This window comes from Pseudomonas sp. GW823-FHT03E05, from assembly GCF_058796855.1.
In genome coordinates this window covers 583786-597317 of sequence record NZ_JBXAJB010000002.1, presented here as the reverse complement: position 1 = coordinate 597317, position 13532 = coordinate 583786, and the positions used below count along the sequence as shown (strand labels likewise).

General features: G+C 63.3%; 14 protein-coding genes. All 14 read left to right on the top strand.

Annotated features, from left to right (window positions below):
- The 14 genes from AC1RCO_RS10505 to AC1RCO_RS10440 all read left to right on the top strand — a co-directional run bounded on the left by AC1RCO_RS10505 (window position 1) and on the right by AC1RCO_RS10440 (window position 13526).
- Window positions 1–606: a phage tail protein I gene (locus tag AC1RCO_RS10505; RefSeq protein ID WP_019093190.1), complete on the top strand. Its 606-nt coding sequence runs from the start codon at window positions 1–3 to the stop codon at window positions 604–606.
- Window positions 603–2549 carry a phage tail-collar fiber domain-containing protein gene (locus tag AC1RCO_RS10500; protein ID WP_492617686.1) on the top strand — a complete coding sequence of 649 codons (1947 nt, stop codon included), beginning with the start codon at window positions 603–605 and terminating at the stop codon, window positions 2547–2549. The genes AC1RCO_RS10505 and AC1RCO_RS10500 overlap by 4 nt, the downstream gene beginning before the upstream one ends.
- 16 nt (window positions 2550–2565) lie before the next feature.
- Window positions 2566–2994 (top strand): phage tail assembly chaperone, encoded by a 429-nt coding sequence (locus AC1RCO_RS10495; protein ID WP_492617685.1) that lies wholly within the window; start codon window positions 2566–2568, stop codon window positions 2992–2994.
- A gap of 101 nt (window positions 2995–3095) precedes the next feature.
- Window positions 3096–4262, top strand: coding sequence for a phage tail sheath subtilisin-like domain-containing protein (locus tag AC1RCO_RS10490; RefSeq protein WP_492617684.1), 1167 nt, complete (start codon window positions 3096–3098; stop codon window positions 4260–4262).
- Between the two features lie 12 nt (window positions 4263–4274).
- Window positions 4275–4784, top strand: a complete 510-nt coding sequence (locus tag AC1RCO_RS10485) for a phage major tail tube protein (protein WP_015634355.1) — start codon at window positions 4275–4277, stop codon at window positions 4782–4784.
- A 9-nt stretch (window positions 4785–4793) separates the two neighbouring features.
- A complete protein-coding gene (locus AC1RCO_RS10480) occupies window positions 4794–5099 on the top strand; it encodes a phage tail assembly protein (protein ID WP_015634356.1) in 306 nt (101 codons plus the stop codon).
- 141 nt (window positions 5100–5240) lie between these two features.
- A complete protein-coding gene (locus AC1RCO_RS10475; RefSeq protein WP_492617683.1) occupies window positions 5241–7784 on the top strand; it encodes a phage tail tape measure protein in 2544 nt (847 codons plus the stop codon).
- Between the two features lie 9 nt (window positions 7785–7793).
- A complete protein-coding gene (locus AC1RCO_RS10470) occupies window positions 7794–8639 on the top strand; it encodes a phage tail protein (protein WP_065364487.1) in 846 nt (281 codons plus the stop codon).
- Entirely contained in the window at window positions 8614–8820 is a 207-nt protein-coding gene (locus tag AC1RCO_RS10465) for a tail protein X (protein WP_015634359.1), read from the top strand. The genes AC1RCO_RS10470 and AC1RCO_RS10465 overlap by 26 nt, the downstream gene beginning before the upstream one ends.
- 61 nt (window positions 8821–8881) lie before the next feature.
- Window positions 8882–9925 (top strand): phage late control D family protein, encoded by a 1044-nt coding sequence (locus AC1RCO_RS10460; RefSeq protein ID WP_492617682.1) that lies wholly within the window; start codon window positions 8882–8884, stop codon window positions 9923–9925.
- Between the two features lie 50 nt (window positions 9926–9975).
- Window positions 9976–11112 carry a glycosyl hydrolase family 18 protein gene (locus tag AC1RCO_RS10455; protein ID WP_065364486.1) on the top strand — a complete coding sequence of 379 codons (1137 nt, stop codon included), beginning with the start codon at window positions 9976–9978 and terminating at the stop codon, window positions 11110–11112.
- 157 nt (window positions 11113–11269) lie between these two features.
- Window positions 11270–11851 carry a phage tail terminator protein gene (locus AC1RCO_RS10450; RefSeq protein WP_065364485.1) on the top strand — a complete coding sequence of 194 codons (582 nt, stop codon included), beginning with the start codon at window positions 11270–11272 and terminating at the stop codon, window positions 11849–11851.
- Window positions 11848–12030 (top strand): DUF2635 domain-containing protein, encoded by a 183-nt coding sequence (locus AC1RCO_RS10445; RefSeq protein WP_011059562.1) that lies wholly within the window; start codon window positions 11848–11850, stop codon window positions 12028–12030. The genes AC1RCO_RS10450 and AC1RCO_RS10445 overlap by 4 nt, the downstream gene beginning before the upstream one ends.
- Window positions 12030–13526, top strand: a complete 1497-nt coding sequence (locus AC1RCO_RS10440) for a phage tail sheath subtilisin-like domain-containing protein (protein WP_053149318.1) — start codon at window positions 12030–12032, stop codon at window positions 13524–13526. The genes AC1RCO_RS10445 and AC1RCO_RS10440 overlap by 1 nt, the downstream gene beginning before the upstream one ends.
- Window positions 13527–13532: the final 6 nt, after the last annotated feature.

Here is a 13532-nt window from a genome sequence, read left to right as displayed (position 1 = left end):
ATGACCAGCCTGCTGCCAAGCAACAGCACACTCTTGGAACGCGCCCTGGAGGCGACCAACAGCAGCGACACCGCCACCATGTTGCGCACCCTGTACAACCCCTCGACCTGCCCGGTGCACCTGCTGCCACAGCTGGCCTGGGCCTGGTCGGTGGATCGCTGGGACCCGCGCTGGAGCGAGACGGTCAAGCGCAATGCCATTCGCGCCTCGTTCTTCATCCATGCCCGCAAGGGCACCATCGGCGCTTTGCGCCGTGTGGTGGAACCGCTGGGCTACCTGATTGAAGTGGTCGAGTGGTGGCAGATGGCTCCCCAAGGCGAGCCAGCCACCTTTGCCCTGAAAGTCGGGGTGCTGGATACCGGCATCACCGAACAGATGTACCAGGAACTGACCCGGCTGATCGATGACGCCAGGCCGGTGAGCCGGCACATGACGGGCCTTGCCATCAGCCTGGAAACCTCCGGTGTCATCGGTTACGGCGCTTATGTGGACCAGGGTGAAGTACTCGACGTTTACCCCCCGACCCCTCGCGATATTGAAGTGATCGGCCGTTACGGCCAGGTCATGTGCATTGATGAAACAGACACCCTGGATGTGTACTCATGATCGATTCCAACAGTCAGTTCTTCGCCATCCTCACTGCGGTGGGCGAGGCGAAACAGGCCAACGCCACTGCCCTGGGCACGCCCTGGACCTTCAAGGAAATGGCTATCGGCGATGCCAACGGCACCGACCCCATCCCGAACAGAACCCAGACCAAGCTGATCAACGAATGGCGACGTGCCCCGGTCAATCAGGTGCGTACTGATCCGGCCAACCCCAACATCATCATCACCGAACAGGTGATTCCGCCTGATGTCGGCGGGCGCTGGATCCGTGAAATCGGCCTGCTCGACGCAGACGGCGACCTGGTGGCGGTGGCCAACTGCGCACCAAGCTTCAAGCCCCTGCTGGCCCAGGGTACCGGCAAGACCCAGGTCATCCGCATGAACTTCATCGTCGCCAACACTGCGCAGATCGTGTTGAAGATTGATCCGGCGGTGGTGCTGGCCACCCGCGAGTATGTCGACAATGCGGTGATCGAAGCGCTGGCCAAGCTGGACTTCAAGCACTCGGCGCTGGTGGCCACCACCGCCAATATTGCCCTGAGCGGGATTCAGACCATCGACGGCGTACTGCTCCCGGCTGATGCCCGGGTACTGGTGAAAAACCAGGCCCAGGCCAAGGACAACGGGCTGTATGTCGTGTCGCCGACGGGCGTCTGGACCCGTGCCCAGGATGCGGATACCAGCCTGGAGGTCACCCCCGGGCTGTTCGTCAGCATCGAGAAGGGCACGGTCAACGGCGACAGCGTCTGGCAGTTGGTCACCGACGGGGCGATTGTTCTCGGCACCACGCCGCTGACCTTCGAGATGGCGACGGGGCGAACCGGTATCAGCGCGGGCTCCTATGCCAATGTCACGGTCGACAAGTACGGCCGCGTGATTGCAGGTACGAACCCGACCACCCTGGCCGGGCATGGCATCACCGATACTTACACCAAGGCTGAGATCGAGTCGATTGTGGCGCAAGCGTCGTCGTTGCCGGTTGGCTCGATAGTGGCATTTCCCAAGTCGAGCGTGTCGCCGGGGTTCCTTGAGATCGATGGCAGTGTGCAGAGCGCTGCGACCTATCCCGACCTGGCGGTGTACCTGGGGACGACCTTCAACAAGGGCAATGAGGGTGCCGGTAACTTCCGCCTGCCTGAGTCTCGGGGCGAGTTCCTGCGTGGATGGGACCATGGGCGAGGCATGGACCCAGGTCGGGGGTGTGGCACTGCGCAAGAAGATGCCCTGCAAAATATCATTGCGGGGTTGAACGCTAACCCTTCAGCGGCATATCAGTTTTTGGGTGAAGGGGTAACGGCGTCCGGTGCATTTGCGTTGACTGAGCGCACCAGCAATTCGTTTGCTGACGGTGCTGTTTCAGATAAACAAGGGAGTTCATTGACTTTCGATGCCAGCCGAGTTGCTCGCACGTCAAACGAAACCCGACCGCACAACCTTGCGGTCATGTGGTGCATCAAGGCCTGGAGCGCGCCGAACAATCAGGGAAACATTGATATCGCCGCACTGGCTCCGCTGGCGAGCCAGGCCACTGAAACCAACCAAGGCACATTGAAAGTCGCAAGCGATGCCCAGATGTTGGACGGTAGCAACGACAAGGTGGTGGTCACTCCGAAGACGCTTCGTAAGGGCTTTGCGATAAACCTGGCTCAAAATGGTTACATCGCTTTTCCATCTTGGCTCGGTGGCTTGATCATCCAATGGACCACAGGGGTTGGCGTTACAACCGAAGGGGCCCAGACCATTGCATATCCCATGGCCTTTCCGAATGAAGTTTTCTTCCGTGTTGTATCGACTCACGCAGCCTCGGCTTCTGCCTACGCGAACAGCGCTTATCAAACAATCGGTATTCCTGGGCTGACCTCCAGCGAGGTCTACCTGCAGGCATATGCAAACTCCGATTCGACACTGATCTACCCGAAGCTGGTTGCGATCGGGCGATGAGAGGTAGAGGTACTCAATGAAACGTTTTTACAGCCCAAGTACGCAGACAACTTATCTATATGGATTTCATGCATCGATACCCGAGGATGCGGTAGAGATGTCCGAAGCTCTTTATCAGTCGGTAATCGGTAATCCAGCCATTGGAAAGATTCGTGCTCACGATGAGCATGGGGTGCCCTACCTGGTCGATGCTCCTTTACCGGTTACCGATCTTTCTATGCGAGAGCGGGCATGGCGTGATAATGAGCTTTCATCCGTCAAGTGGTTTCGCGAACGGCACCGTGATCAACTTGAGATCGAAGCCCCAACGAGCATTGATGGGAAGCAGTTCAAGGAACTGCTGATTTACATGCAGTCCTTGCGCGACTGGCCCCAATCCCCACACTTCCCACAGACCGAACACCGCCCGGCAGCTCCATCCTGGATCGCCGAACAAACCCGATAAACGCCCCGCACCGCCGGGGCGTTTTCTTTCCCGCTTCCCACTAATCAATCATCCCTACGAGCCCCCTTCACCCGGGGCTTTTTCATGTCTGGAGTTTATCCATGAGTGGTTTTTTCCACGGCGTTACTGTCACCAACGTCGACACCGGCGCACGCACCATCTCGCTGCCCACGTCTTCGATCATCGGCCTGGTGGATACCTTCACCGAAGGCCCTGACTTCAGCGCCAAGCCCAACGACCTGCTGCTGATCACCAACGAGCGAGAGGCTATCGCGGCCTGGGGCCCGGATGCGGCCATCACCAAGGCCTGCCAGGCCATCTACCAGCGGGCCAAGGCGGTGATCGTCGCTTGCGGCGTGGCCAAGGTGGCGGATGCGGCCGAGCAGACCTCGGCGATCATCGGCGGGGTGCTGGCCGACGGCAAGCGTACCGGCCTGCAAGCCTTGCTGGATGGCAAGAGCCGTTTCAACGCCCAGCCGCGGTTGCTGGTGACCCCCAAGCACAGTTCGACCCAGGCGGTCGGTACTGCGCTGGTGGCCCTGGCCGACAAGCTGCGTGGCCTGGCGATCATCGATGGCCCCAACAGCACCGACGAAGCGGCCATGGCGTATGCCAAGCACTTCGGCGCCAAGCGCGCCTACATGGTCGACCCGGGCATTCAGTACTGGGACAACGGCGCCAGCGCCACCGTCGATGCGCCGGCTTCGGCCTGGGTCGCGGGCCTGTTTGCCTGGACCGACAACGAGTACGGCTTCTGGGCCTCGCCGTCGAACAAGGAGTTTGTCGGCATCACCGGCACTGCGCGTGCCATCGAGTTCCTGGACGGCGATGAAACCTGCCGCGCCAACCTGCTGAACAACGCCAACATCACCACCATCATTCGTGATGAAGGTTTTCGCCTATGGGGCAACCGCACGCTGTCCAGCGATCCGAAGTGGGCCTTTGTCACCCGGGTACGGACCATGGACATCGTCATGGACGCGATCCTCTACGGCCACAAATGGGCAGTGGACCGCTCGATCACCGCGACCTACGTCAAGGACGTCACCGAGGGCCTGCAGGCGTTCATGCGTGATCTGAAGAACCAGGGCGCGATCATCAACTTCGAGGTCTACGCCGACACCGAACTCAACACCGCCAGCCAGCTGGAGCAGGGCAAGGTGTACTGGAACATCCGCTTCACCGACGTGCCACCGGCCGAAAACCCCAACTTCCGCGTCGAGGTCACCAACCAGTGGCTGACCGAAGTCCTCGAACACACCGCTTAAGGAGCAGCAGCAATGGCAATGATTCCCGAAACCCTGGCGAACATGAACCTGTTCGTCGATGGCATCAGCTTTCAAGGCGACGTGCCGAGCCTGACCCTGCCCAAGTTGACCCTCAAGACCGAGGAACATCGGGTCGGCGGCATGGATGTGCCCGTCGAGCTGGACATGGGCATGGAGAAGCAGGAAGCCGGCTTCACCACCACCGGTGTGCGCCGCGAGTCGCTGAAGATGTTCGGCCTGGCCGATGGCAGCGGTTTCAACGGCGTGTTCCGTGGCGCTTTCAAGGGCCTCAAGGGCAAGGTCACGCCGGTGATCGTGACCCTGCGCGGCTTGCTCAAGGAAGTCGACATGGGCGATTGGAAATCCGGCGACAAGGCCGAGGTCAAGCACAACGTGGCCCTGACCTACTACAAGCTGGAAGTCGATGGTCGCTTGATCTACGAGATCGATGCCCTGGGCATGAAGCGCGTGATCAACGGCGTCGACCAACTGGCCGCGCAACGTTCTGCCCTGGGCCTGTAAGGAAAAAACATGTCTCAAGCAATCGACAAGACCCCGTCCTGGATGACCCTGAGCAGCGACAGCGTGGTGCTGGCGCTGAGCAAACCGGTGGAGATGAATGGCGTGGTCTGCGACAAGGTCACCTTGCGCGCCCCTACCGTGCGTGATGTGCGTGCGGCCAACTCCGGAGCTGCCGGCGATGATGAACAGCGCGAACTGATGCTGTTTGCCAGCCTGGCGCAAATCAGTGCCAAGGATCTGGAGGGCATGGCGCTCAAGGACTATCAGCGCCTGCAGGCCGGCTATTTTCGCCTGGTGCAAGACGACGAGCTTTGACCCTGCGGTGATGAAGATGGCGGCGAAGCGGCTCGCCAGCGAGCTGCATTTCGCCGCCGAGGAAATCATGACCATGAGGTTTTCCGACATGGTCTGGTGGCTCACGGATTGAGCCCGTCACCCAAGGAGCAGGAGAAGCAGATGGCGAACAAGCTGGAATCAGGGCTGGTGGTGGGTACCGCCCTCAGTTCGACGTGGGACGCCGCCTTCAAGACGGTGGAAGGCCGGATCAAGCAACTGGAGCAGCAGGGCAGCAAGGCCAGGGTACTGGAAAAGACCATTGGCCAGACCCTGCGCCTGCAGGATGAATGGAAAAAGGCCCATGACACCGGTGCTGCTTCTGCCGCCGGGCTGTTGCGCCGGTTGGAACAGAGCCGTGATGGCCTGCGCCAGCAAGGTGTGCAGGTACATAAACTGCGTCAGGAATATCAGGCGCTGGGTAAGGTGGCCCGGGGCTCCGCTCTGCAGGCCCGGGGGCACCAGCAGATCGACCAGGGCAAGGCCGACTTCAAGGCGGCGTATGGCTTGGCCAAGGACGGGGTCGGCAAGCTGGCCATTCCGGTCAAGATCAATGCCGACTATCAGGCGCTGATCCGTGACATCGCTATCAAGGCCGGTGTGGCCAATCAACCTCAGGAAGCGCAGCTGAGCCGCAGCGTCGTTCAGACTTCACGGAATACGGGAATGGCCCGCAACGAGGTGGCGGCTCTGGTGGGGCAGATGACTGCCAAGGGCATGTCGCTGGACAAGGCGCAAGGTTACGCGGGGCTTGCGGCCAGGTTCGCGGTGGGGCAGGGCGCGGGTATCGAAGATACGTCGAACCTGATGCGGGCCCTTGAGCTGAAGGCCGGGATCAGCGACCCCAAGGTCATGGAGCAGGCCCTGGAGGCCATCGCCCTGCAGGGGCAGGCGGGCAACTTCGAGGCTACCGACATGGCGCGCTTGCTCCCGGCGCTGCTCGAGAGCGCGAGCGGGGAGGGGCTCACCGGCATGGATGCGGTGAGCCAGCTGGGCTCGATGCTGCAAGTGCAGATGAACACCGCGGGCGGTGCTGATCAGGCCGCCGGTCAACTGCAGAACTGGATCGAGAAAATCGGTTCCAGTGAGGCGGTCAAGGCTTACGAAGATGCCGGCATTGATTATCAGGCGTCGCTGAACACCGGTATCCAGAAGGGTATGTCGAGCCTGGAGGCGAGCTTTGCCCTGGCCATGCGCTATGTCAGGGCCATCGACCCGGCCAAGGCCGCGAAGATGGCCGAGGCCCAGGCGCAGATCAGCAAGGAAACCGATCCGGCGAAGGCCAAGTCCATGCTTGAGGCTCTGGAAGAGTCCCTGCGTACCGGTGACCTGTTCACCGATATGCAGATCAAGGCGGCCTTGCTGGCTCACACCCAGGGCCGGCAGCAATACGAGCAACTGAAGAAGGACTCGTTGAGTGCTTCGGGGGTTATCGACAAGAACCTGGCCGAGCGTCGGCAAGCCTCCGCCCAGCTGTGGAAGGAAACCGCGCAGGCGGTCGACGGTGGCATGCTTGCCGTGGGGAAGGCCCTGCAACCGGCCACGGATCTGGTGGCCCAAAGCATCACGCTGGTGGTCGGCAAGCTGACCGAACTGGCGGAGAAGGCACCCTCATTGGTACTGGGGGTGACTGCCCTGGGCGCCGCTTATGTCGCGGTGAAAAAGCTGATGGCTGTCTACACCATTGGCAAGGGCCTGCTGAATGTCGCTCGAGGTTCACTGCAGGTTGGCCGCAAAATGGCGAAGCGCTCCTCTGGTGGCACTGCGAGCGGTATCGACTGTTGTGCGCCCATGCTCGATTGCGGCCCGGACAAAAAACGCCGCAAGGGCCGTGGCGGGCGCAAGACGCCCAGGCGCGAGCCTCGTTCGAGGGGCATGGGCAGCAAAGGCTTCAAGAGCCCTTTGACGCCCAGCGGCCTGGAGAGAGTGGCCAGAGGGGCTGCCACCTCTGGTGCCGTAATGAAAGGCGCCGGTTCCCTGGCCAAGGGAGTCGCGCCGTTGCTCAAGGGCGGTGCGATCCTTTCGGTGCTCGGTGCAGGCTTCCAGGTGGCGGACACTTACCTGAATGCCCAGACCCAGGATGAAAAAGCCGAAGGCTACGGCGAGGCGGCGGGCAATCTTGCTGGCGCCGCCGCGGGTGCAGCAGCAGGGGCGGCCATTGGCTCCGTGGTGCCGGTGATCGGCACGGTGATTGGCGGGCTGGTGGGCGGCGCCCTGGGGGCCTGGGGCGGTTCGGCCGCCGGTGGCGCCTTGGGTAAAAAGCTGTTCGGCTCCGACGAGTCGCTCAAGCACTTGCCCGCCGCCGGTCCGCTGATGATGCGCAACGCTGGACAGAACATCCCGCCGGTCATGGGCGATATCGCCAAATCCTTCCAGAAAGGCCAGACGCCCCCGCTGATGGGGCAGGCGGCGCGCTCGATGCTCAGCCCATCGTCGTCTGCTGCGGCGCCGGCCACGATCACCGCGCCGGAGTCGCTCAAACCCCAGGTACCTCCAGTCATCGAGCAACAGTTCAGCTTCGCGCCCTACTTGTCGATCTCGGTCCAGGGTGATGTGCGCGACCCCGCGCAACTGGCCCGGGAACTGGAACCCCACCTGCGCTGGCAGTTCGACGAGTTCAGCCGCCAGGCTGCCGCTCGCCAGCTGTTCGACGCCGCACACGTTTAAGGAGATCGCATGGCTTACATGGAGCAGCTGCAATCGGGGCTGGGTTCCCTGGTGGCGGCAGCGGAAGCGGGGCGGCGCAGTGCTGATGAAATGCTCGGGCCCATGAACGGCGCCATCAGCGACATCAGCGGCGCCGCCCTGGAGCTTGAAAGCCTGCCCGTTGTCGGGCCGGAGCTGGGCGCCAAACTGCAACGCACGATGCGCAGTATCGGTGCGGCGCAGTCGGTGGTGGGGGAAGTCGCGGCCAAGTACAGCCAGGCAGTGACCGTGGCCGGGCAGATGCAGCAGCGTCTTGGCGCCCTGCAGGAACAGGTGGCCAAGGCCGGCGCGGCAATCAATCGGATCGGCGGGCAGATCAGTCCTTCCCTGGGCAACATCTTCCCGACCGCCGCATTTGCCGAACAGACCACTCCGGCGGCCGAGGCGGTGAAGCCCTTCGCGCACCTGTTGATCCTGCAACCGCTCGGGGCGGGCGCCCAGCCTTACTACTTCAACGTCGATACCGCAGCCTTCGAGGCGCTGCGCCGGCAGAGCGGATTCCGCTGGGCCGGTCAGGAGCGCTTGAGCCGCAGTGTCGCCCAGCAGGCGGTGGGCCAGGGTGAAGAGCGGATCTCTCTCAAAGGCACGGTGTTTCCCGGGTTCAAGGGCGGCCTGGGGCAGTTGCAGACCTTGCGCAGCATCGGGCGGCGCTTGCAGCCGCTGAGCCTGACCACCGGCTACGGCGAAGTGCTGGGCACCTGGTGCCTGACCAGCATCGAGGAAGATCAGAGCCACCTGCTGGCCGGCGGTATCCCGCGCAAACAAGGTTTTTCATTGGAGTTCGTAAGCTATGGCGACGACTTGCAGAACGTCTGACGGGGATCTGCTCGATACCTTGTGTTACCAGTATTACGGCCACCTCAACGGCTGTGTCGAAGCGGTGCTGGACGCCAACCAGGGGTTGGCCGACGAGGTACAGCCGTTTCGCGCCGGGCTGCTGATCCGGCTGCCGGAGCTACCGGCCCGGGCCGAGGCCAGGGTCCAGCTATGGGATTGAGCCCCAACCCCTTTACCCAACCCCGTCGAGCACGGGGTTGGCTTTTTCTGGAGTACGGCACATGACCCCAGCGTTTCGCATCGTCGCCGATGGCCGGGACATCACCGCGCAGATCAACGACCGCTTGCTGAGCCTGCGCACCACGGACAAGCCCGGCCTGGAGTCGGATGAATTCGAGCTGCGCATCGATGACCGCGACGGCGCCGTGGCGCTGCCCCGGCGCGGCGCGAGCATTGAAGTGTTCCTCGGTTACGCCGGCCAGGAGCTGACTCGCCTGGGGCGCTACACCGTGGACGAAGTGGTGGTGAACGGGCCGCCCGATACGCTCGAGATCCGTGGCAAGGCCAGCGACATGCGCGGCAGTGGCAAGACCACCCGCAGCGGCAGTTGGGAGAACGTTGCGCTGCAGCTCATCGTCCGTGACCTGGCGGCGCGCAATGGATGGCAGCCGGTCTGCCCGCTCGCCATCAAGGTGCCGCGCATCGATCAGCTCAACGAGTCGGATTTCAACTTCATCACCCGCCTGGCCCGGCAATACGACTGCACCGCCAAGGTGGCCGAAGGCAAGCTGCTGGTGTTGCCCCGCCAGGCCGGACAGAGCGCCAGCGGCAAGGCCCTGGGGGTTGTCACCCTCGGGAGTGGCGATGTCAGCCGCTACCAGTTCCGCCTGAGTGACGGCAGCACCCACAAGGCAGTGCAGACCCGGCACCAGGACCCCAGGAGCGGAAAGCTGCGGGTCATCGACCTGGGGAACGATGGCTCGCCGGATGATTCGCCCGCCGTGCACACCGACCGCCACCTCTACCCGAACCAGTCTGCCGCCGAGCAGGCCGCCAAGGCGCGCCTGGCGGCCTTCAACCGCAGCACCGCCAGCCTGCGCCTGGACCTTGCGGGGCGCACCGATCTGTTCGCCGAGCGAATGATCAATGCCCAGGGCTTCAAGGCCGGGCTCGACGGTGACTATCTGGTGGACTCGGTCGAGCAGTTGTTCACCCAGGCCGGATGGACGACCACGGTCCAGTGCAACGGCGGCAAGCAAGGCAAGGCCAAGGCCAAGGGCAAGCCGCCCCAGGCCCGCAAACCCCTCAGGGTCGAGCAGCTTTGAGCCTTGATCACATTTCCCACTGACGAGGCAACCCGCCCACAGGAGTATTCATGAAACCAGGCATCACCCTGGCGATCCGGCATTTTCTCCGGACCTTGATCGTCGGCTGCAGCTTGCTGCTGGCCGCTGCCGCCCATGCGGCACCCTTTGTCCTGGCCTATACCGACGGCCAGGTCGAAGCGTCCTACAGCAATCTGCAGGCGTTCCACCGCAACCTGTCCGCCGTCGGCCTGGGCAGCACCTACGGCCTGACCGTCACCGGCAAGCTGCATCAGGACGGCATGAACGAAACCACGCAGAACATCATCCGCTTTGCCAAGAGCCAATCCCTGCCGCTGTACCCGACTGTTTCCGACTACAACGAAGACATCGGCGCCTTCGACCCGGCTATTTCCCACTCCATCCTCAACGACCGGGCGTTGAGCGCCGGCACCGTCAAGCAGTTGGTCAAGCTGGCCAAAGAGGGCGGATTCGCCGGCATCAACCTGGACTTCGAGAAGGTCGAACCCAGGAATCGCGCCGCGTTTTGCGCCTTCGTCAAGACCCTGGGCAACGCCCTGCATGCCGGCAACAAGAAGCTGATCATCAGCATCCCGCCCAAGCTCAGCGACACCGAGCCTGAGTACCTGCAGGGCTACGACTACAAGGCCCTGGGCGCGGCGGTGGACTACTTCCAGGTGATGACCTACGACCAGGTCGGGCCGGGCTGGAGCAGCGGCGGCTTTCACAATGAAGCCTGGCCCGGCCCCGAATCGGGCTTCGACTGGCAGCAGGCGCTGCTCAGTTACGCCGTTTCCCGAGTCCCGGCGAGCAAGGTCCTGGCGGGGCTGCCCGCATACGGCCAGGACTACAGCATCGGCAACCGGGTGCACTGGTCGGCCTATCAGGAAATCATTACCGAGCACCGGGCAGCCACTCACCGGGATGCCGCTTCTGCGACGCCTTATGCCACCTGGGGCCCGGTCAAGAGCTTCGCCGATGGCGTGGAATGGACCCCGGAACGAGCGCAACCCGTGCTCTGGTACGACGATGCCGCCAGCGTCAAGACCAAGACCGCCCTGGTGACCAGGTTGGGCCTGGGCGGCACCAGCGTCTGGGCCATGGGCTATGAAAATGCCGGGTTCTGGACCGCGCTGCAGTCAGGGCTCAAGGCCAGCAATGAGCTCTTGCCGACCGGGCGGGAGTGACTGGCCGGATGGGCTCTGGAGCTGGCTGCCACAGATTTTGCAGCACGCCTGGGGCCGTGATTCCAGGGCGCTTTTGCGAAACCCGTCTCGACGGGTTTTTTCATGCCCGGCAGAAACAAGCCTCACCGCAGCCTCATCCCGTTCCAGGAGCCTTGTCATGAAACTCACGGCTGTTCTCGATCAGCTACAAGCACAGTGCCCGAGCTTTACCGGGCGCATCATTGTCGGCACCCATGCCGATTCTGCTTCAGGCGTTGGTGCGCCAATGCCAGTCGCCTATCTGGCGCCCAGCAACGATCTGGCCAGTGCCAGCGCCGGGCAGAACATCATTCGCCAGACCATCCGCGACCGCTTCGAGGTGGTCCTGGCGCTTGGCGCCGCCGAGCCTGCAAAAGCGCTGAATCCGCTGCACGACCTGCGCGCCGAACTCTGGCGCGCCCTGGTCGGTTTCAAACCCGGCGCCGAGTACAACCCGATCCAATACGACGGCGGTGAACTGGTGTCGTTCGACGCCACCCGCCTGCTCTACCGCCTGCGCTTTTTCGCCGAGTTCCAGCTGGGGCGCAACCTGTCCGGCCAGCCGGCGGAAACCTGGCATGAACGTGAACTCGACGGCTTGCCGTCCTTTACCGGGGTCACGGTGCGGGTCGATGCCATCGATCCGGCGGACCCCAATCTGCAACGCCCAGGGCCCGATGGGCGCCTGGAGCTGACTTTTTCAGGAGAGCTGAAGCAATGAGCAAACGCATCACCGTGCTGCCGGTCGCCGGCCGCGCCGTACCGGACCCGGAAGCGGGCGATCTGCTGCCCGCTTCCGGCCGTGAAGTGTCGGACAGCGCCTGGTGGCGCCGGCGTCTGGCCGATGGCGATATCACTAGCAAAGCCGTGAAAGCGGCGAAATCTCAAGGAGCCAAATAATGGCGATCGGTTTCAGCAATATCCCGGCGGACATCCGTGTGCCGCTGTTCTACGCCGAGATGGACAATTCGGCGGCCAATAGCGCGTCCTCGGCCATGCGTCGTCTGATCGTCGCCCAGGTCAACGACAACCAGGCCGGCGACGATCTCGGCAAACTGGTGCTGGTGTCCAGCGTGGCCCTGGCCAGGAGCATCGGCGGCCAGGGCTCGATGCTCGCTTCGATGTACGAAACCTGGCGCAAGACCGACCCGGTGGGCGAGATCTGGTGCCTGCCGCTGCACAGCACCGAGGGCAGCGTGGCCAAGGCCGAGCTGAAGATCAGCGGTAGCGCCAGCGCCGCCGGCCTGCTCAACCTGTACGTCGGTGGGGTGCGGGTGCAAGCCTCTATCGTCAGCGGCGCCAGTGCCGCACAAGCGGCCAGCGCCCTGGCCTTGAAGGTCAACGCTGCAGTAGATCTGCCGGTGACCGCCACCGCGGCCGAGGGCACTGTGACCCTGAACGCCAAGTGGACTGGCGATAGCGGCAACGACATCAGCCTGCAACTCAATCGCCTGGGCAAGAGCAATGGCGAAGAAACCCCGGCCGGCCTGACCCTGGTGCTGGGCAAGATGGCCGGCGGCACCGGCGTGCCGGATCAGGTCGCGGCGCTGGCCGCCCTGGGCGACGAGCCGTTCGAGTTTATCTGCATGCCCTGGACCGACACCGCCAGCCTCAATGCCTGGCAAGCGGTGATGGACGACAACACCGGCCGCTGGTCCTGGGCCAAGCAGCTGTTCGGCCATGTCTACAGCGCCAAGCGCGGCACCGTCGGCACCCTGGTAGCGGCCGGCCAGGCACGCAACGACCAGCACATCACCATCCAGGCCCTGGAAACCGGCGTGCCGCAACCGGTGTGGGTCCAGGCCGCCGCCCTGGCGGCGCGGACTTCGGTGTTCATCTCCGCCGATGCCAGCCGCCCGACCCAGAGCGGCAGCCTGCCGGGCGTCGACCCGGCGCCGGCCAGCGAGCGCTTCACCCTCACCGAGCGCCAGTCGCTGCTGAGCTACGGCATCGCCACCGCCTACTACGAAGGCGGCTACATGCGTATTCAGCGGGCGATCACCACCTACCAGAAGAACGCCTACGGCCAGGCCGACAACTCCTACCTGGACAGCGAAACCATGCACCAGTCGGCGTTCATCGTGCGCCGCCTGCAAAGCGTGATCACCAGCAAATACGGGCGCCACAAGCTGGCTGCCGACGGCACTCGTTTCGGCGCCGGCCAGCCGATCGTTACCCCGAGCACCATTCGCGGTGAGCTGATTGCCCAGTACGCCAAGCTGGAGCTGGAGGGCCATGTGGAGAACGCCGAGCTGTTCGCCGAGCACCTGATCGTCGAACGCGATGTGCAGGACCCGAGCCGGGTCAACGTGCTGTTTCCGCCGGACTACATCAACGGCCTGCGGGTATTCGCGCTGCTCAACCAATTCCGCCTGCAGTACGACGCGGCGGCCTGAGCCGGA